This is a genomic window from Burkholderia sp. Ac-20344 (assembly GCF_017104975.1).
GTDB lineage: Bacteria > Pseudomonadota > Gammaproteobacteria > Burkholderiales > Burkholderiaceae > Burkholderia.
Genome location: NZ_JAAGPP010000053.1, coordinates 12,624 through 31,813, shown reverse-complemented (window position 1 = coordinate 31,813; position 19,190 = coordinate 12,624). Strand labels below are relative to the sequence as shown.

Here is a 19,190-nt window from a genome sequence, read left to right as displayed (position 1 = left end):
CTGCGTCTCCCTCAAACCTTTTCGATGTCCGACTTGCCGAGCAGGCCGGTCGGGCGGAAGAGCAGGATCAGCACGAGCAGGCCGAACGCGACGACGTCCTTGTACTCGGCCGGCATGTAGCCTGCGGCGAAGGTTTCAGCGAGGCCGAGCAGCACGCCGCCGAGCATCGCGCCCGGGATGCTGCCGATCCCGCCGAGCACCGCGGCGGTAAACGCCTTGATGCCCGCGACGAAGCCGATATACGGGTTCAGCTTGCCGATCGTCAGCCCGATCAGCACGCCGCCGACGGCCGCCAGCATCGCGCCGAGCACGAACGTGAACGAGATCACGCGGTTCGTGTCGATGCCGAGCAGGTTCGCCATCTTCATGTCCTCGGCGCACGCGCGGCACGCACGGCCCATCCGCGAATGCGAGATGAACAGCGTGAGCGCGATCATCAGCACGATCGTCACGCAGACGATCAGCAGACGCGCATACGGCACCGTCACGTCGAAGTCGCCGCCGAGATGGATGTCGAATGCGCCGGAGATCAGTATCGGCACGGATACGTCGCGCGCGCCCTGGCCGATCTGCACGTAGTTCTGCAGGAAAATCGACATGCCGATCGCGGAGATCAGCGGCACGAGGCGCGGGCCGCCGCGCAGCGGCCGATACGCGACGCGCTCGACCGCGAAGCCGTACAGCCCGGTGACGATCACCGACACGATCAGTGCGGCGCCGAGCACGAGCGGCAGCGGATAGCCGGCGGAGATGCCGATTGCAGTAAGTGTGACGAGGCCCACGTACGCGCCGATCATGTAGATCTCGCCGTGGGCGAAGTTGATCATGCCGATGATGCCGTAGACCATCGAATAGCCGATGGCGATCAACGCATAGATCGCACCCAGCGTCAGGCCGTTGACCAGCTGCTGGGCGAATTGGGGAAAGAAGTCAGTCATGTGCGGGAAGCTCCCGTTGGCGCCATGTCGCCTGCCGTCGCCGGATCACGGCGTGGCCGCGCGCAACGCACGGTGTCGTCTCGGGCCGCCCCGTGGCCGCGCAATGGGCAGATGCGCGGACGATACGCAGCCGCCCCGTCCGGGTCTCGGACAGGGCGGCTGCGTGGGCGGGTACTTCGTCTTACTTGGCGGCGGTCTTCGTCGCGTCCTTGTGCCACGTGTACACGACGAACTTGAACGCCTTCAGGTCGCCCTGGGCGTCATACGCGACCTTGCCGATCGGCGTGTCGAACGTCGTCTTGTGCATGTACGCGGCGACCTTGGTCGGATCGGTCGACTTCGCTCCTGCGATCGAGTCGGCGATGATCTTCACCGCTGCGTACGCAGGCATCTGGAACGGGCCGTTCGGATCGCGCTTCTTGTCCGCGAATGCCTTCACGAGGCCCGCGTTGGCCGGATCGGCCGAGAAGTCGGCCGGCAGCGTGACGAGCATGCCTTCCGAGGACGGGCCGGCGATCGCCGTCACGTCCTTGTTGCCCACGCCTTCAGGCCCCATGAACGTGGCCTTCACGCCCTGCTCGCGCGCCTGGCGCAGCAGCAGGCCCATTTCCGGGTGGTAGCCGCCGAAGTAGACGAAATCGACGCCTTGCGACTTCAGCTTCGTGATGATCGCCGAGTAGTCCGAATCGCCGGCGTTGATGCCTTCGAACAGCACGACCGGGATCTTCGCGGCTTCGAGGTCCTTCTTCACCGACGACGCGATGCCCTGGCCGTACGACTGCTTGTCGTGCAGCACCGCGACCTTTTTCGGCTTCACGTTGTTGATGATGAAGTGCGCGGCGGCCGGGCCTTGCTGGTCGTCGCGGCCGATCGTGCGGAAGATGAAGTGGCGCTTCTTGCCTTCCGTCAGCTGCGGCGCGGTGGCCGACGGCGTGACCATCACGATGCCTTCGTTCTCGTAGATGTCGGAGGCGGGGATCGTCGAACCCGAGCACACGTGGCCGATCACGTACTTGATCTTCTGGCTGACGATCTTGTTGGCGACGGCGACGGCCTGCTTCGGTTCGCATGCGTCGTCCATCATCACCACTTCAAACTTGTTGCCGCCCGCACCGCCTGCGGCGTTGACCTGCTCGATCGCGGTGAGCGCGCCGGCCTTCACCATGTCGCCGTATTGGGCGACCGAACCGCTCATCGGACCAGCGATGGCGATCTTCACGGTTTCCGCTTGCGCGGCAGCGGCGCCGGCGGCGAACAGCACGGCGGCGACGGAAATGGACGTAAGACGGGACAGCGTCATCAGGAGCTCCTCGATGTTGTTAGTCATACGGGCAAAGGCGGCATGACTTGCGCAATCGAACAGCACCCGGGGCGAGGACATGGGACACGCCCGAGACACATAGAAGACGGAACTCCAGCGGAATATTGCGTAGCGGGGCCCGGCTCTTGCAGTCCCCGGAGGGGACGTCTGGTTCGGAAAGACATCGTGATGCGTCTTGCATTGCGCAAGCGTTTCGCCTGCCCCGCTTGCCAAATCGCTTGATCGGAGGGATGGTCCGACAGCTGTTGGCAAGGCAGTCGAAATTATATGGGGGTTTTTAAAACGTCTGTCAAAAATGCCGGTCGACTGAGGGAAAACACGGAGGGTTTTGCAGGGGGGCGGTGGCGATCGGGGCGCAACCAGGTGGGGGCGAGAACGTTTGCCTGGGGTGCAATCGGGTTGCTATCCGGTGCGCCGATATGGTTGAATGCCTTGCTGCGCCTGGCGTTCTGGGAGCGTTGATCCTGCGCGGCGCGTTTTTTGGGCTGCCAACGGTTCGATCGCTGGAAATCAATCCACTGAGGATTGATTGGGTGGGCACCAACCCGGGACATTCGACCGAGGCGGCCAACCCTTCTGTTTACAAACAAAACTAAACATATGTAAGTTGATTGTTATTTTTATGAAATAATACGAATTCGCTTCTGCAATCCAGCCAGCCTTCCTGTGAGTCGCGCACACCGCGCTTCGCAACCGCTTCCGGGCCGCTTCGACGGCCCTCCGTCGCCCAGCCGCCAGCCAGTGATCTGCCGTTTTTTTTCATTGCATATCACCTGCTTCGGAACGCTGATGAATCACCCCTTCCGCTTTTCTTCCGCCGCCGCGATCGCGTGTGCGCTTTCTGTTTCCACCGCTAATGCCTCGGGGCGCGATTCGCTGGTTGATCGGTCGGCCGGTGCCAATGTGTTTCGGTCGGAGCGCAGGGCTGCTGCTCGGGATGAGGGGCATGCGGCGCGTATGAGTCGCCGCCAAGTGAAGTACGCTGCGCCCGTGGAACGCACACCGTTCGATACGCCGGATACGCGGCCGCTGCGGGTGACGGGCGATGCGCTTGTGGCGCCGACGCCTTCGGCTGAGGACGAGTCCGATCTGGTATTGCCGTCGAATCGCGTCGCGCTCGGCGCGGGCGGGAGCGATAGTTTTGGTCGCGCCGTGCCTGGATATGAACAGCGCGAACAGAACTGGAATGAATATCTGCGCGCTAACGGCTCGAAGCCTGCCGGAAGCGGCGGTTCGTATGCGCCGCAGCGGCCGTACGATGCTCCGCGCGGTCCGCATGGTGCGCCGAATCCGTTCGATCCTTCGGTGCCGCAACCGGAGACGCGAACGTTTTATGACAACGGCGCGGGGACGCATTGCACGGCTACGGGCGGTGCGGGGACGTCGCGGTCGTCTTGCAATATCGCTTGGTGATGCGCTGGGGCGGCCAGTAGCGACTGCCCTACCCGGCGCGCTGCGCGACGTCGCGCAGCGCGGCCGCATCCCGCGGCGTTGCCTCTTACAGCTGCGTGATGATCAGCCTGCCCGGCTCAATCGTGATCTGCGCCTTTCGGCCCGGAACAAAACCCGCATCGTTGACCAGCCACATCCCACCGATTTTCATGTACGGATAGAACTTGTCCGGTCTCGGTTCCATGGTTTTCGGGGTACCCCACATTTCCTGGATCGTTACGAAACGTTCCGTCTTCGGGGGACGTGCTTTATGATTCGCCTTAGAAGCTGTTGCGAAATTAATCGGGCGCTGTCTTGAGTTTGTTCCAGCAAATCAAGCAGCACGCGAGTGAGAGGAATGCTTCATGCACGTGCGCGTACCGTTCGTAGCGAATCTTGAGCCGTCTGAACGCATGAAGCCAGGCAAAGGAACGTTCGATGAACCAGCGCGTTTTACCGAGGCCACTGCCATGAGGCGAACCGATTTTGGCAAGCAAGGGTGTGATGCCGCGTTCGCGCAGGCGCTGCCGGTGCGGCTCGGAACTGTAGCCCCGGTCACCCTGAACAATTTTCGGCTTGCGCAGAGGACGTCCGCGCTTTCCTCGAATGGGAGGAATTGCCTCGACCAACGCATCGAGTTGCGTGATGTCGTTACAATTCGCGGCAGTCAAGATAGCCGCGAGCGGGATGCCTTGCGCGTCGACGATGAGGTGATGCTTGCTGCCGAGCTTGCGCCGGTCCGTTGGGTTCGGGCCGGTTTTTTTCCCGCCAGCATCGCGCGAACCGAAGAGCTGTCGACAATGGCGCGTGCCATGTCGAGTTGGCCACGACGGCGTAACTCCGCCAGCAACGTCTCGTGGATGCGTTGCCAGACGCCCGCCTCTTGCCATGCAACCAGTCGCCGCCAGCACGCGGTGCCAGAGCCGCAGCCCATTTCATGCGGCAGCAGATTCCAGGCGATGCCCGAGCGCAGCACGAATACGATGCCGGTCAGCACCGCTCGGTCCGGCGTCGGCTTGCGTCCCGCATATCGGCGGTTCCGCGAAGCTCGCTTCGGCAGCAGAGGTTCGATGAGTGACCACAGCTCGTCGTCTATCAGTTCTTGGTGCATCGCTTCCTGTCGGGCAAAACAAGACAGAAAGTTAACACCCTCTCGAAAAAGTTAACAGACCTAATCCGTAATTTCGCAACAGCTTCTAACAGAGTCCAAGCATTTTTTGTCGTCGACGGAGAGGGCGAGTTCCTCGACATCGTTGAATGCCTGCATCCAGAGATCGTCGAACGGCGCAGCGTCCCTTTTGTCAAGCACATCGTCGGAGTCCAGGCCAGTAAAAAAATCGAAAAATCCTGGCTTGGAGATCTCCAAATCGATATCAGTCAAAATATTATTTACATTACATAATACATCGATTACGAGCAACATCATTCGCTCATAATTCTAAATAACTCTATTCCAAGAGCCGTTTTCCGCTTTCTCAGGTTCCACGAATACCCAAATCGCATGACACCGAGTGCAGCGATAGTACATTGCAGAACCTGCCGATCCTGCACCTTCTGAATCAAAAGGAGGTGGAGCAATTTCCGCGAGGACTCCGCTGGCAACGGCAGTGTCACGACGTTGCGAATATTGCTGATATTCCAGGCGTGATACGAACTGTTTTGGCGAACCGACCCTGAGACAGTACGCGCACGCCGGAAGCAACAGTGCGACCACTCCATTGCTCTGGGCTTCGCTTCCTCGTTTAAGCTTCAGCAATTGACCGCGTGGAACTTGTGCCTCGACACGCGCGCCCTCGTTGTCTAACCACACGCGCAGGTGCTGCAAATCAATGTCTCGATTGCGATAGCGACGAAGCATCCTTTGAATATCTTGATTCATGCCACTCACACTCATTTGTCGACCAGAACAATCCAGTCGTCAGACCACGATTTGGTTGTTCCAAGGAACTGATCCTGTCCGCCGGATCCGGCTGCCGGGTAGAACGATGTCTCAGGCTCCCATCCAACCGGCAGCCTCCCGCCTGTCGGGCGATCTCGCTCCCAAAGTCATCACGCTGGATTGTCGGTTCTCCTGCCTGTATCGACACCCCCGACACATCATATGCCTAGGCTGTCTCGCGCCTAGCCGCAGGTGGCGTTGCCCATCGGCGTCGTAGACTTGCCGCTACAGCTCGCCGTGCTGATCTTGGCCGCTCAGGCGGCCGTTCCTGTCGTAGGCAAAGTGCGCCGCATGAGGGTGCTCCCCTCGGTTCTCCGCCGATGCCAGTCGTCTGCCCGCATCGTAGCGGTAGGTAAGTTTCACGTTTGGCGTGCCGTGCGGCACGCGGCACGGAATCTTCTTCGGTAGCAGCGCGAAGCCATTGTGGTACAGCGGCTTGGCGCTGTGCTGCGTGCAGTCGTTCACCGCCTCCTTCGCGCACACGAATACGAAACCAGCCGAGTCGCTTACGATCGGCGCCGCTTCGGGAACGAACTCACGGTAGTTTCCGCGCCGGCTTATTCGCAGGCGCCTTTTGCCAGGCGAGCAATATTCCCGCCTCTCCGCAAGCGTTGTTTACTTCGGGCAAGTCCGTCCCCTTGACCGACCAGAGCCACATGCCGTTTGGAATGCTCTTTAGGGATCCCCGAGATGAGTCAGACGTGATCCACTCCCTCAATGAAAGATCGTTGACGCGAATTTCCAGGTGCTCCTCGTTGAGTACATTCAAGGGATAAATCATCCTGAGTTTTGCTCCTTCATAACTCGCCGAGCCTGGCACCCTACCGGGGAGTTCCCTCGTGAAAAGAGACGTATTCTCAAAAGGGAAAATTCTAGCCAAATTGACGCCAGTCGAATATTTATACGCGACCGATGATTTTTCTGCATCGTAAGCGATGGCGTATTTACAACTCAAGTGCGACGCAACATTCTCCAGAAATACCTCTATCTTTTCATTTATCTCACACACTGGCCTCTCGATCTGCACATCGACAAATGACAGCCCCCCAAATTCCGGAACATTGTTGCCAAATGAAATAGTCGGAGCCCCCCCCTTTTCTCTGTCATTACACACCTGGAATGCAGTGACTTCCCCAGTAGAAATTTTCGCCCTCAAGTCAGAGAGAGTCGTTTCATGATCATCGATAATCCTCTCCCCACCACGAACGACGAACTCCATAAAAATCGCCCTAGTTGCCTCTGCACCAAATTGAAGAAAGAGGTTTTCAGCGACTTCCAGAGCGGACGCGGCCTGTGCCGGATCAGTCCCGTAAATTACGATTCCTGCGCTCATGTCTTCTCAGATTCCTGATATCAAATTATCCAGATCAGTCTTTATCGCCCGCGCATCATACGGATGCTCAAACACCAGGATATCTCCTCGCTCACTTGGAGGAAGATTTTGCATCGCATCATAATTTCGCGTCGTTAGCGTTCGCAATTTTGTACCCATATCGGTCCGGGACGCCATTTCTATGGCATGCACTCTACCATTAATGTCTACAGCCATAATGTCGGGGCGTCGCGCTGAAACCGCATTATCCGTAGCAAAATTGTAGGATCGATTCAGATAAATTTCCTTGAATTTCCCACTCATTGCGAGCTTGTTTGCGATCACTTCTGAGAACTGGTCGTGCCCCGGCGTTCCGTCCTTTTGCCCCTTGCCGTATATCTTCGTACCATTGACTTCCCGTTCTGGGCATTGCTGTAATCCGAACGGATCGACCCACTCGCTCGGCTCATGCACATAGCCCTGAGTCCGGAATCCGCCTGCAAGTCCGAGCGGGTCAATGCTCAGGTATTGTGCTGAGTCCGGGTCGTAATAGCGATGCAGGTTGTAGTGCAGCCCCGATTCCTCGTCGCACCATTGCCCCGGAAACCTCAATGTCTCGTCAATCGGCACAACGTCGCCATCGTTAGCGGCGCCTCGTACCGGCAACACCTTTCCCCAGAGCGTATGAGAGGCTTTGAAGACAGTCTTGCCGCGTACGTCGAATACCGCCTTCGCGCGGCCAACCTGATCCGTCAGGATCGGATAGAGACCATCATTTGTCTCCTGTGCCAGTGGCGCGAAGCTTCCTGGCTCGATATGCCACGTCACCACCTGTCCCGTCGTACCGTCCCGCTGCTCGATCCAGCGCTCGGCCAGAGTCGAACCGTCCCAAAGGAACTTCACGGCTTCGCGACTACCGAGTTGCAGTTTCTCGGTCCGGCGGTTAAAGGCATCGTAGCGGTATAGCCAGACGCCACGTTCGGGTGTCACGACCTTTACGATCCGGTTAAAGCCATCCCACGTGTATTGCCACGTCTTCGGCCGAAACCCAGGCTGTTCGACCGTCTTCTCGATCGTGCGGCCACGTGCGTCGTAACGATAGCGTGCATAGCCGATCCGCTCCGGCAAGCCGCCTCGGCCGTAATGATGAGCGTCCACGGGAGCTTGCCGCCCATGCGCGGCAATGTTCATCGCCGCGTCATAACGGAAGTGCTCAGCAGCCTGTAGCAGACTTTCCGCAGAGACGATCTGGCCACGTGCGTCACGCCGATACTTGAGCGTATCGGCGTCGGTGTCGACTTGCTCCAGTTGTCCGGCCGCGTCGTAGTGATAGACCTGCCTCGTCAATTGCTCGAGCGCACGGGCCGGGTCGATTTGCAAGGCATCGAACGCGACGGTAGGACCCGCGATCTGTCGACGAATGCGGCCGAGCGCATCGTAGTGTTGCTGCGCAACGAACTCCCCCGCTTGCCGACCGATTTCGCGCCCCAAGCCGTCGCGCAGGATCGTTAGCCCGCTTACCTGCGTCAAGGCACCCAACGAATCATATGCGTAGACCGTCTCCCGCCGAGGCGTCATCCGCAGGCGCCGCTGCCCGTCAGCGTCGTAGACGTGCCGCAACAATTCGCCATGCTGATCCTCGCCGATCACACGTCCATTTCTATCGTAAGCAAAGCGCGTCACATGAGAGCGTTCCCCTCGTACCTCGGCCGATGTCAGTCGCCCGCCCGCATCGTAACGGTATGCGAGTTGCACATCACCCGCGTCGACCTCGATAAGCCGATCGTGTGCGTCGTACGAATAACGCCACTGACCACCGTCCGGCAATATCTTGGTTATCAGGCGACCAGCGGGATCGCGCTCATACCGAGTCTCGCGGCCGCCCCAGTCGATCTCGGCCACAAAACGACCAGCCGCGTCGTAGCGATATGTGTAGGACTCGCCCAGTGCGTTGACGACTTTCGTCAACCGGGTCGCGTGATCGTACTCGAAACGCGTGGAATGGCCGACCGCGTCGATCGACGTCGTGAGCAGATCAAATGGGCCATAAGCTCGCTGGATCCTGCGACCGAGCGGATCGATCCACTCGACCGGCAGGCCCTCGCTGTTGTATCGCGTTCGCGACACTGAGCCATCGGGGCGCATAATCGCGCTCAGCAGGCCTCGCGGATTGGCGGGACCGTCGGCAAAATCGAAGCGGGTCACATGCCCGTCGGGCGACGTTTCCTCCAGCACCCGGCCCAGCACGTCAACCTTGCGCCGCAAGCGCGCACCGGTCGGCAACTCGATGTCAGTAAGTCGCAACCGATCGTCGTAATCAAGGCGGGTCTCACGATCACCAGAGACGATGCGCAACAGTTCACCATTCGGGCCGTAGCGGTAGGTCGTCTTGATGCCATCCGGCTCGGTGCGCGCAATCAACCGGTGCAGATGATCGTACTCAAGCGTGATCCGCCCACCGTTCGGCAGAATAACGCCGGTAAAGCGCTGATCGGCGTCATATTCAAGCCAAGTCGCTCGCCCCGATATCTCCGCTATCGAAATCAACTGGCCGCGATCGTCATAGCGATAGTCCGTCCGTCGCCCAAGCGGATCGATCCGGGCCGTCAAACGACCGAGTTCCCATTCGGAGCAGGTGCAATGGCCGAGCGGATCGGTTTCGGCCGTTACAAGACCTTCATCGTTATAGTCGTAGGTCCACTCGCCGTCGACATCGATCACGCGTGTACGACCGGCTTCGTAGATGAACCGACCTGTGTGATAACCCTGCTGCGTGCCAGTCTCGACTACACGACCAGCGGTGTCGTACCGATAGCGGACATCGGTCTGATCGGTATCCCGCCATTGAGTCATCCAGCCGTGCGCGTCGTACGCGTAATGGAACTGCCCAAACTGGCAGCTCGCCACATGGGTGAGCATGCCGTTCAGGTAGTCATAGTCCACGAGTGTTCGGGAATCCCCATCCGCATCGTGAAGAACGATCCGTTGCAGGCGACGGTCGCGCCCGTGATAGGTCACCTCGAGCCGATAGCCGTCGCTATGAGCCATGCCGCTCAAACGGCCAGTAACGTCGTAAGAAAGAACGATCGCGTTACCGTCGAGGTCCTCGATCCGCTCGAGGCGAGAAGAACTGCCGTAGACAAGAGGCGAGAAAATACGCAGTTGCCGCGTATCGCGATCGAAGATACGCGGCTCGAGCCGGCTTCCGACCAGCCGATAACGTGGCTCGCGCAGATTGATGCCGTTGAGCGCCATGTCCGGCGCGTCAAAGCCGATCACAAGACCTGCACCGTCGTGAAATCGCACGAAGCGACCGTCGGCGAATGTCAGATGCTGCGACCAGTTATCCGACCAGCGGTGACCGAGCAATCCATGATCGTCCGATCGAGTCCGATAGCGTCGTTTGAATTCAAGTGGCAGGATGCCCGGAATGGCGAGATCCGTGCGAATCTCCAGCATTTCTCCGGATACCGGATCAACCGGATCCTTGCACTTCGGTCGATTCTCGTCCTTGACGCCGCTCTGTTCAGCGGATCTGGTGGGCTCGGGCCTGAATCTATCGCGCAACCCCTTGCCGGCGAATTTTCCGACACCGCCGCCGACTATCCCCCCGAGCAAACCCGCCAGGAATTCCTGAGTCGCGGACAACTCCGGGTTCTTCGGGCCGTAGTGTCCGGTCGTCTTGTCGATCCAGATGCTGTTACGCCCCGAATTGACTTTGCCGCTACAGTGCGTTTCGTGGCCGATCCGCACCAGCGGCAGGCCGTTGACGAACACGGTTTTGCTGCCGTCGACGAGTGGCTGCGGCACGCCGGAATGATGCTCGCAACTCACCAGGTCCGTGACGCGCGCCACCTTTTTACCTTCAAAATACACATTGCCCGAACCGGTGACGATCTCGCCACAGTTGCTGCCCATGCTTTGGCTGGCCGACGCGAGCGCACCGCCCAACGTCAGGCCGCCCGCCATGCACGCGCCGACGATCAATGCCCCGGCGAGTCCGCCTGTCGCCACGGTCGCCGCCACCGCCACACCAATCGCGACCCCTACGGCAATGCCGGCGAGGATCCCCATAAATCCTGACGAGTGCGCGATCCGATCGCCGATACACGCGGGATGCGGATCGCCACGGCCGATCGTGAGGCCCAGTGCGTCACCGACCTGCGTGAATTCCTTTGAGAGCCATCCCGTCACGCCGACTTTGTCGAGCGCCCACGCTCCACCGACAGCAATCGCCAACGGCAGCATCACCGTACCGGCCGCGACCGCCCCCGCGCCTAAAGCCGCTCCGCCGGTTGCGCCACCCGCCAACGCCGTACCCGCCGCACTCAACCCGGCTGCCGTCCCCTCGAGCGTGGTCAGGCCCGCGTCGGCACCGAGCATCCCGTAGTTGAGGTTCTCGTAAAACGGCTGCTCGGCCGCTTTGGCGGCGTCACCGTCCTCCAGCTTGGCGATCCGATCGAGACGCTGCTGTGCGCTGCCGCTCGGCTCGTTGTAATTTGGCGTGTCCGACATTGCAGCCTCAGATCGGATCGCGCAACTGAAGGCTCTGAATCACTGCCCGGATTTGTTCGCGCTGGGTGTCGCTCAACGTACCGGGAGCAGTGAAGGTCAGCATAAGCACGACCGGCCCGTATTCCACCATCGTCAGCCGCTGATGAATCAGCGCCTGATTGTTCGTCCACGTAAACTCGTGCACGTGCGCGGCGCGCCCGGACACCGTGGCGTCTTCATTTGCGACCTCGGAATAATCCGGCACCTGCTTCGCCACCTTCCGGATTTCGCTTGTCACATATTCGGCAAACTTCATTCCCCATGGCAGCCGCTCGCGCGTGATCACGAAACTCACGCCCTCCGTGCCGGCCGCCGCCGACACGAATACGTTCATCGTCTTGTCCTGCCACTCCACGGGCAGCGCCAACGTGCCTTCCTGCATCTGGTACATGCTTTGTGATCCTGATGGTTGTTAGCCGTTCTTCGGATTGATGTCGGTTCGGGACGCCTGGATATTGATGTTGCTGTCATCGAGGTGAATCACCGAATCGCCCTTATAGATGTCGATCGAGTCAGCCGTCATGTGGATCCGCGTGCCGCCGTCGCCACCGATCTTGATCCAGAGTTCCTTGGCTTCGAGTGTATGCACACCCTGCGGAGTCTTATGCAGCGTATTGCCCTGCACGACAACGTCTGACAGGTTGCCAACCGCGACGGCCGTCGTATGGTTGCCCTTCCCAACCTCGACGGTCCGGTCACCTTTGAGAACCTGTGTCCACTGCGCGTCCTCGACGACGGTATGCATGTCCTTCTGCGCATGCATGTAGAGCATCTGCGCACCATTCACGTCGCTCATCAAGAGCTCGTTGGAACCGGCCCCCTTGTGCGTCTGACTCTTGATCCCCATCGTCTGGCCGGCGGCACCGTGATACGGGTTGCCCTGCTCGCCGTTGAACACGCGGCCGACGATCACCGGGTTATCCGGATCGCCCTGGTTGAACGCGACGAGCACTTCCTGCTTGATCCGCGGAATCGCGGCCGCGCCCCAGCCGTCGCCCGCCCACGGTTGCGACACGCGCACCCACATCGAGTCGGAGCCGTCCTTCTTGCCGCGCCGGTCCCACGGGAAGTGCACCTTCACGGCGCTCCCGTTCGTGTAGATCTCCTCGCCCTTCGGGCCGACGACGATCGCCGACTGCGTGCCATGAATCACCGGCTTCGGCGTGCCGCGCGGCGCGCGATACGGAACCTTCTTCGGCAGCAGCGCGAAGCTGTTGCGGTACGGCAGCTTCGCGCTGTGCTGCGTGTAGTCGTTCACCGCCTCGTGACGCACGTGCAGGATCACGTATTCCTGGTTGTTCTCGAGCACCGGGTGATTCGCCACCGCGACGGCGCCCGCCGTGGTCATGCGCCACGCGTAGCCGCCGCCGGTATAGCGATGGGCCTGCGCCTCCTCGGCCTCCATCGCGAAACGGGCGTAGCGGTTGCCGTCGTCGCCATGGTCGTACAACGACTGGTGCTCGAACCGTTCAGTCGCGTCAAGCCGCGCGTGCTTGAGGTTCTGCGGCCCGGCCTCCACCAGCATCAGCGGCGACGACGGGTTCTGGTGGTTGAAATCGCGGAACGTGACCTTGCCCACGCCAAAGCGGCGGCCTTCGTGCAGCTGGTCGATGCCGCTGTCCTCACTCGCCTCGGTGGCCGCGAACGGCACCGTTGCGAGCCCGTCGATCGGGCGGAACAGCAGGTTCGAATCTCCGATCACCAGGATGTGCTTGTCCTTCTCGTAGCGGTGCGTCCAGACCAGCCCCTCCTGCTCCATCAACCGCGCGCAGAAGTTGAAGTAGCTCTCCTGGTACATCACGACGTACTCGAGCGGCTTCTGGCTCGTCCGGATATCGAACACGAAGTCGGAGAAACCGTGCTCCTGGAAGATCTCGGTGAGGATGTCCTGCGCGGTCTTGTTCTGGAAGATCCGGCAGTCGGTCGAGCGCGTCAGGAACCAGAACCACGGCACCGCCGTCAGGTGATACTGCGTGACGTTGCCGGGATTGCCGGCCCGGTCGAACGACGCCACGTAGCCGTCGAAGTAACGGTCGTTGTCGGCGGCGCCCGATGCGACGACGCGCTCGAGCGTCGACAGGCGTGCCTGCTGATCGAACCGGATCTTGACCTGCTGGCCGATCAGGTCCTCGGGGCGCAGGTCGTGGCGATGCGACAGCAGGTCGAGGTGGATCTCCGGCAGCCGGTTCACGTGCTCGTCGACGACGGCGGCACTGACCAGCAGCACGTCCGGGCCGAGCGGCGTATCGAGCGTCACGTAGCGGTTGAGCTGGGTCAGGCGCGCGGGGTTGGCGGCGCCGTTGATCGCCTCGGCGATCGCGCCGGGCGTCTTGTCCATCAGCGAGAAGCCGGTCTGCGCGAGCTGCATCGCGCGCTGGACGGTGTCGACGTGCCCGGCCAGGCCCGCGAGCGGCCCGAGGCTGCCTGCGACACTCGATGCGATCGGGCCGGCAAGGCCGCCGAGCGCACTCAACGAGCCGAATCCACTACCGCCCAACCCAGTGGGAATACCGCCGTTCGGAGCGAAACTCATTCTTGTTCCTTGCTTGTGTTCTCAGGTTCCGTGGGCCGGCTGGCCGGCCCGAAGCCTCGATAATGTAGGACAAAACCCGACCGCGTGAAAGACGCCGGCAAACGTTTTCGTTCAGGCACCGATAATCGACACTAGATCAGCGGCTGGACACCCGGACGTGGTTGTCCGCGTCGAAGCAGCACCCCGGTATGCGCTGAAATCAGCACAATCTGCACGAAACTTGTGACAGGCACGTAAGGTGCGAAACATCGCTCCATGACATGCGCGAGTCCGCCGAGACTGAACCCGGTGAAACGCTGCTCATCGACCACCAACCGCACTTCGAGCCCCTGCACGAACGCCGATGCCGGCTTGCCGGGCAGCCAGCATCGAACGCGTCCGGTCGACAACGAGACGAGCGCATCGAATCGCCGCCCGGCGTCGACCGAGGATTCCGCCCAGCGTGTGCAGAGCCGCCTCAACTGGGCCAGGCCGCCGTTGTCCAGTCGAATCGTCTGGGGCACGAGGAGCGACAGCAGATCCCACAGCTCGCCGTACCGGAATGCCGGCGGCCGGCTGCGGATCGGCCGGCCCAACAACCTGATCTCCGCCACCGGATCACCAGCGTGCAAGACCAGTTCACGCTCCTGCATCGTGGACAAATCGCCCTGGGTACAGGAAAGCCGGACCGCAAGTTCGAGGCGCCCGGGATTGGCAGGTCGGCCGTCCCGGTCGACCAGTTCCAGTTCAACGCCACGGAGCAGGTCCGCAGTCTCGGCCGGAGCCTTGTGTGCCTGTTTGGCCGCGGAATCGACCGGCTTCTTGGTTGCCCGCCTGGCCTCGTCGCGCAATACCGTCCAGTACAGCCCCGGATCGGCACCGATGCCGTGCCGCAGCGATTGAAACGGTGCCAGGACCGACGTACCCGCGCCGGAAGTCTGACGCACTGCGTCGATCGACCAGATGTCCGCGCGCGCCGCGCTCGCCTGCTCAAGCGGATTCACCGGGTAGTGGGCGCAACCGGCATGCGTCTCGATCGGCTTGGCCGCGTCCGCGAACAGGTTGATCACCGGCGTACAAAACAGGCGCACGTGGTCGACCGTCGCGGCAGCCAGGCGTTGCGCACGATGGGAGTCCGGGTGCACACCCTCGATCGCCAGGTGCAGCGCGACTCGGCGACTGCCGTCGGCGACCCGCTTGAGCAGCCGCATGTCGAGGTCGACAAAATCGAAGCGCTCCGGAACGGCGCAGTACTCCATCAGCAGGTGAAGCGGCCGGAGGGCAGCGTCGAGCGGCATGTCGAGCAGCGCGTCGGCTGGCTCAAGGCCGGCGGCCGTGAATGCGACGCTCGGGAGACGCTTCCAGCGTCCGGAATCGCCCGTCTCGGTGAACCCGCGTAGCGCAAGCAGCAAGACTGCGTCCGTAAGCGCCGCGACGATCTCGCGCGCACCGGCAAAGTGCAGACGCAATCTGTCCGGCACGATCGCAAACGTCGCGCTCGGCGAGGTCAGTTCGAACGCGATTGTCAGCAATCCGGTCGTTTCATCGGGCAACGTCGCGTCTCGCGGCGCGACCGCCGACGTGGTGTAACGCACCGTCGAAACGGTCAGCGGCACAATCGGAACATCGTCCGTCATGCGAAACACTTTCCGACCGATCGGTGCGATCAGGCGAGCACCGCGGGGAATGACTTGCGGCTCTGTCTGCGTGCGCGTCCGGTCGCAATGAAATTGTGCAATCGCACAGGAAGGAAACGGACGCAGGAACGCGCCGTGCAGCGTCTCCAACAGGGTGCGAGTAAACGCAGGCACGTCATCTTCGAGGCGGATGTTATGAGACGACGACATCAGTGCAAACGACTGCAACAGACGCTCGACGTGCGGGTCGTCGGAATGCTCGCCGGCGATCGCCAGGCGAGCGGCAATTTTCGGGAAGCGCTGCGCAAATGTCTGCATTGAACGGCGCAGCAGCGCCATCTCGCGCTCGAAGTGCGGAAGGAGATCCTGGGGTTCGATGGCCATACACGTTCCGGCCGCCGTCGCGCTTGCCCGGTGCGCGATGCGGCGTTCAAAAAAGGGCGGAACGATTCTATTCGGCCAACTCGATACCTCGCTTCGAATCTATTGCGCTGCCCCGATCGTCAATCATGGACTGGGCCAATTACCGGCCTCGCATGCCATATGGACAAAGGTCCGTTGCCAGTGGACGAACGTGCGGGTCGCTATGTGACAATGTTGGCCGATAGTTACAACGAACCGCACCGCGACACGCCGTGTCCTTGTTCCCGGGAACAGGCTGGATGGCTTGCTTGTCGGCACGAAACCCGTCGCAATCGCTGCGCATCGGTGCACGACTCCCCCGTCACCGCGGCGACACCACGATCGCCGCCCGCCGATTCTGCGCCCGCCCCGCCGGGGTCCTGTTATCCCCCACCGGATCGCTCTTCCCTTTCCCGACGATCGCGATGCGCTTCGCATCCAGCCCGGTATCGACCAGTTCAAGGGCCACGATCTCCGCCCGCCGCCGGGACAACTCGAGGTCATACTTGTCCAAGCCTTCCCGGTCCGAGTATCCATAGACCCGTACCCCGTTAATTCCCGCGGACAGGAGCGTGCGACCGATCCGGTCGACGATCCGCCGTACGTCGGGCTTGAGGTTGTAGCGATCGAAATCGAACAGGATCGGCCCGGTCGAGCCGAACTCGAAACCCTGCTGGGTCTCCTGGAATCCGGCCGACTTGAGCGCGGTGACCTGCGTCTGCGTCAATCCACGATGAAGCGGCGGCGCCGTGCAGCCTCCAAGCAGCATGCACAAAAGCAGCGCGCTGCCGACGCACGAGCGCGCGATGCCCACCGGAAACGTGTTGTTCATCATCGCCCCCTTCGATTGCACCCGCATCGCGAGCGCATTTGCAACCCACTGCTGCGGCCTCGCCCGCAGCGTGAAACGATGAACCTCAAGCCGCCCCCGCGACCCCTTCCGCCAGTTGCCACGAGCCTGGCCGGGCGCGCTTGGCGCGGTACATCGCGGCATCCGCCGCCCGCAACAAGCCGCTCGCATCCGACGCGTGATCGGGATACAGCGCAACGCCGGCACTCATCATGGTGGCCACCACGCGGCCGTCGGACAGCTCGATCGACGGCGCCATACCGGACAAGATCTCGTCGGCAATACGACATACGCTACCCGCTTCGCGCACGGCCGACAGCATCACCGCGAATTCGTCGCCGCCCAGGCGCGCGACCAGGTCGGCCTCGCGCACCTGCTTGCGCAGCCGTGACGCGATGCCGATCAGCACCGCGTCGCCGGCGTCGTGGCCGAGGCAGTCGTTGATTTCCTTGAAGCGGTCGCAGTCGAGATACAGGATCGCGACCCGCTGCCCCGTCGCCCCGGCTTCGCCGAGGGCGAGCGCGAGGCGCGACTCGAACTGCACGCGGTTGGGCAGCCCCGTGAGCGCATCGTGCGTCGCCTTGTGTTCGAGCGATGCGTTCTCGTCGCGCAGCGTGTTCTGCCAGTCTTCGAATTCGTCGAGCAATGCATTGAAGTCGTCGCCGAGCTGGTTGAGCTCGGCAATCGCCGCGGGCTCGACCCGCTGCGCGAACGCACGTTCGCGCCGCACCGCGTGGGCGACACCGGCCAGCGCGCGCAACGGCGAAACGATATTGCGCAGCAGGCGTTTCGAGCTGACATAGGCGCCGATCACGCTGACGGCCAGGCAGCCGAGAACGCCGCCCACGCCACCCAGCAGGAATCCGAAGAACTGATGGCCGCGGCCGCGCACGACGACGTGGCCGACGACGATGCCGTCGTGCACCACCGGCGCGGTCACGGGCCCGGGCAGCGCGAGGTCGGCGACGCCGCGCTCGAGCCGCGCGATCCCGCTGCCGGCGGGCAACTGCCATGTCGCGAACGGCTGATCCTTGCTATCCGTGACCACCACCTGTGCGACGTCCTCGTCGCCGGCGATCATCCCGATCGCTTCGGCCGCCGCGACGCGGTCGCCGAACACGAGCGCCGCCTCGACCGTGTAACCGAGCGAGCGGGCCAGCAGGTTCAGGTTGTTGCCGGCATACGCTCGCAATGCGATCACGGCCACGACGATCAACGACACGGCGGCCATCGCGACGGCGACGAACGCGAGGCGCAGGTGTGCGCGGCGCAGCACGCTTTGCAACGTGGGGCGCGGCACGCGCGACAGGGCAACGGGTGGGGCGTGCCGTGTCATGGTGCCCCCGGCCGCCGCGCGAGATTGAGCACGTTCGGATGCACGCGCACGCCGCTGCGGGCGACGGCGTCGAGATTGATGTCGAACGACACGCGTTCGTCGTCGACGTTGAGACAGAACATGCCGCCCGTGGTGCAGGACGGATCGTGTTCCGAAATCGTCAGCACCGGATGGCCGGCCACCGCAGCTCTCACGCGGGCTCTCTCGTCTGCGCTCAGGTTGCCGAGATAGACAACGTCGCAGGCCATGCCGAGCGCGGGATCGTCGAAGCGCACACGCTGCACGTCGAGCAGCGTCGAGCCGGCCTGCAGCGTATCGGTCAGGCCGTGTGCGTAATCGGGCCGGCCCGTGACGCACAGATGCAGGCGCACGGGTGTCGTCGGCCAGTGGGTGAAGCTGATGATGCCCAGCACGACCTGACGCACGGCCGTGTCGTGTGACGCAACTGTGGAATCGGCGGGGGCGGGGCCCGCCGCGGCAACCATGCGTACCATGCCGACCGGATCGACAGCCTCGGCGGAAGCGCCGGCGAGCACGGCCTGTGCGGCCCCCAGAACGCAAACGATTGCGGCCAGCGCATGGCGCAGCGAAGCGGTTCGGCCGGGGCGGCCGGGCGCCGTCCGCGCGGCGATTGCCGCCGCGTCCGCTGGCGTCGCTGCAGTCGCGAGACTGGCAGCCGACGCGCACACTTTCGCATCCATGATGGCAACATCCGCTGGCGTCGCTCCGGCGCTGCCTCCTGCCTCCCTCCATGCGCGTGCAGGCACCGAATTACGCGCATGATGGCTTCATCTTAGGTAAAAATTCGCATGACCAACCAGTGGGAAACACCCGCGAGAAACGGTGGAAAGTATGCGGAATCGACGCTGTGCGCGCGTACGTGTCTGCCGATGTCGAGCCGGTGTCGACGTCGGGAAATTGATCAGCGGATTGGACGCACGCGCACGCCAAACTTCAT

16 protein-coding genes are annotated in these 19,190 nt (G+C 62.0%); 2 read left to right on the top strand and 14 right to left on the bottom strand.

The genetic code is table 11. The features are described from left to right. Positions 1 to 11: 11 nt before the first annotated feature. Both livH and G3N64_RS18315 read right to left on the bottom strand, forming a co-directional pair. Positions 12 to 938, bottom strand: coding sequence for a high-affinity branched-chain amino acid ABC transporter permease LivH (gene livH / locus G3N64_RS18320; protein WP_205785203.1), 927 nt, complete (start codon positions 936 to 938; stop codon positions 12 to 14). Positions 939 to 1,119: 181 nt separating this feature from the next. Further along, positions 1,120 to 2,238: a branched-chain amino acid ABC transporter substrate-binding protein gene (locus G3N64_RS18315; RefSeq protein WP_205785202.1), complete on the bottom strand. Its 1,119-nt coding sequence runs from the start codon at positions 2,236 to 2,238 to the stop codon at positions 1,120 to 1,122. Between the two features lie 810 nt (positions 2,239 to 3,048). Between G3N64_RS18315 and G3N64_RS18310 the strand changes: the two genes are divergently transcribed. Continuing rightward, a complete protein-coding gene (locus G3N64_RS18310) occupies positions 3,049 to 3,672 on the top strand; it encodes a hypothetical protein (RefSeq protein ID WP_205785201.1) in 624 nt (207 codons plus the stop codon). Between the two features lie 85 nt (positions 3,673 to 3,757). Here G3N64_RS18310 and G3N64_RS18305 read toward each other — a convergent pair whose 3' ends face one another. Next, the gene (locus tag G3N64_RS18305) at positions 3,758 to 3,895 is read right to left on the bottom strand and encodes a SymE family type I addiction module toxin (protein ID WP_241021076.1); all 138 of its coding nucleotides are present in this window, start codon (positions 3,893 to 3,895) and stop codon (positions 3,758 to 3,760) included. A 94-nt stretch (positions 3,896 to 3,989) separates the two neighbouring features. Then, positions 3,990 to 4,801 (bottom strand): IS5 family transposase gene (locus G3N64_RS18300; protein WP_205785200.1). Its coding sequence is split into 2 segments (ribosomal slippage): positions 3,990 to 4,462 and positions 4,462 to 4,801, totalling 813 coding nucleotides; the frame shifts between segments, so codons are not numbered across the junction. Here G3N64_RS18300 and G3N64_RS18295 point away from each other — a divergent pair. Continuing rightward, positions 4,796 to 5,092: a hypothetical protein gene (locus G3N64_RS18295; protein ID WP_205785199.1), complete on the top strand. Its 297-nt coding sequence runs from the start codon at positions 4,796 to 4,798 to the stop codon at positions 5,090 to 5,092. The two genes, G3N64_RS18300 and G3N64_RS18295, sit on opposite strands and share 6 nt — an antisense overlap. 36 nt (positions 5,093 to 5,128) lie before the next feature. Here the strand turns inward: G3N64_RS18295 and G3N64_RS18290 are convergent, their stop codons facing one another. From G3N64_RS18290 to G3N64_RS18245, 10 genes are all read right to left on the bottom strand, one after another. After that, positions 5,129 to 5,569, bottom strand: a complete 441-nt coding sequence (locus tag G3N64_RS18290) for a hypothetical protein (protein WP_241021075.1) — start codon at positions 5,567 to 5,569, stop codon at positions 5,129 to 5,131. A gap of 285 nt (positions 5,570 to 5,854) precedes the next feature. Next, entirely contained in the window at positions 5,855 to 6,094 is a 240-nt protein-coding gene (locus tag G3N64_RS18285; RefSeq protein WP_205785197.1) for a hypothetical protein, read from the bottom strand. A 70-nt stretch (positions 6,095 to 6,164) separates the two neighbouring features. Further along, a complete protein-coding gene (locus G3N64_RS18280) occupies positions 6,165 to 6,962 on the bottom strand; it encodes a hypothetical protein (protein WP_205785196.1) in 798 nt (265 codons plus the stop codon). A 6-nt stretch (positions 6,963 to 6,968) separates the two neighbouring features. Beyond that, positions 6,969 to 11,456, bottom strand: a complete 4,488-nt coding sequence (locus tag G3N64_RS18275) for a DUF6531 domain-containing protein (RefSeq protein ID WP_205785195.1) — start codon at positions 11,454 to 11,456, stop codon at positions 6,969 to 6,971. Positions 11,457 to 11,463: 7 nt separating this feature from the next. After that, positions 11,464 to 11,886, bottom strand: coding sequence for a DcrB-related protein (locus G3N64_RS18270; protein WP_089458709.1), 423 nt, complete (start codon positions 11,884 to 11,886; stop codon positions 11,464 to 11,466). A 21-nt stretch (positions 11,887 to 11,907) separates the two neighbouring features. Next, positions 11,908 to 14,028: a type VI secretion system tip protein TssI/VgrG gene (tssI, locus tag G3N64_RS18265; RefSeq protein WP_205785194.1), complete on the bottom strand. Its 2,121-nt coding sequence runs from the start codon at positions 14,026 to 14,028 to the stop codon at positions 11,908 to 11,910. Between the two features lie 131 nt (positions 14,029 to 14,159). After that, positions 14,160 to 16,028: a type VI secretion system baseplate subunit TssF gene (gene tssF / locus G3N64_RS18260; protein ID WP_205785193.1), complete on the bottom strand. Its 1,869-nt coding sequence runs from the start codon at positions 16,026 to 16,028 to the stop codon at positions 14,160 to 14,162. A gap of 340 nt (positions 16,029 to 16,368) precedes the next feature. Further along, on the bottom strand, positions 16,369 to 16,878 hold the full coding sequence (locus G3N64_RS18255) for an OmpA family protein (protein WP_205785220.1): 510 nt from the start codon (positions 16,876 to 16,878) through the stop codon (positions 16,369 to 16,371). A gap of 85 nt (positions 16,879 to 16,963) precedes the next feature. After that, the gene (locus tag G3N64_RS18250) at positions 16,964 to 18,232 is read right to left on the bottom strand and encodes a diguanylate cyclase (RefSeq protein WP_205785192.1); all 1,269 of its coding nucleotides are present in this window, start codon (positions 18,230 to 18,232) and stop codon (positions 16,964 to 16,966) included. After that, a complete protein-coding gene (locus G3N64_RS18245; RefSeq protein WP_205785191.1) occupies positions 18,229 to 18,933 on the bottom strand; it encodes a YfiR family protein in 705 nt (234 codons plus the stop codon). The genes G3N64_RS18250 and G3N64_RS18245 overlap by 4 nt, the downstream gene beginning before the upstream one ends. Between the last annotated feature and the right edge of the window lie 257 nt (positions 18,934 to 19,190).

Coding starts and splice junctions, on each gene's coding strand:
- G3N64_RS18310 (WP_205785201.1), top strand. CDS start 3,049: ATGAATCACCCCTTCCGCTTTTCTTCCGCCGCCGCGATCGCGTGTGCG.
- G3N64_RS18270 (WP_089458709.1), bottom strand. CDS start 11,886: ATGTACCAGATGCAGGAAGGCACGTTGGCGCTGCCCGTGGAGTGGCAG.
- tssI (WP_205785194.1), bottom strand. CDS start 14,028: ATGAGTTTCGCTCCGAACGGCGGTATTCCCACTGGGTTGGGCGGTAGT.
- livH (WP_205785203.1), bottom strand. CDS start 938: ATGACTGACTTCTTTCCCCAATTCGCCCAGCAGCTGGTCAACGGCCTG.
- G3N64_RS18275 (WP_205785195.1), bottom strand. CDS start 11,456: ATGTCGGACACGCCAAATTACAACGAGCCGAGCGGCAGCGCACAGCAG.
- G3N64_RS18315 (WP_205785202.1), bottom strand. CDS start 2,238: ATGACGCTGTCCCGTCTTACGTCCATTTCCGTCGCCGCCGTGCTGTTC.
- G3N64_RS18280 (WP_205785196.1), bottom strand. CDS start 6,962: ATGAGCGCAGGAATCGTAATTTACGGGACTGATCCGGCACAGGCCGCG.
- tssF (WP_205785193.1), bottom strand. CDS start 16,028: ATGGCCATCGAACCCCAGGATCTCCTTCCGCACTTCGAGCGCGAGATG.
- G3N64_RS18250 (WP_205785192.1), bottom strand. CDS start 18,232: ATGACACGGCACGCCCCACCCGTTGCCCTGTCGCGCGTGCCGCGCCCC.
- G3N64_RS18305 (WP_241021076.1), bottom strand. CDS start 3,895: ATGGAACCGAGACCGGACAAGTTCTATCCGTACATGAAAATCGGTGGG.
- G3N64_RS18255 (WP_205785220.1), bottom strand. CDS start 16,878: ATGAACAACACGTTTCCGGTGGGCATCGCGCGCTCGTGCGTCGGCAGC.
- G3N64_RS18245 (WP_205785191.1), bottom strand. CDS start 18,933: ATGGATGCGAAAGTGTGCGCGTCGGCTGCCAGTCTCGCGACTGCAGCG.
- G3N64_RS18290 (WP_241021075.1), bottom strand. CDS start 5,569: ATGAATCAAGATATTCAAAGGATGCTTCGTCGCTATCGCAATCGAGAC.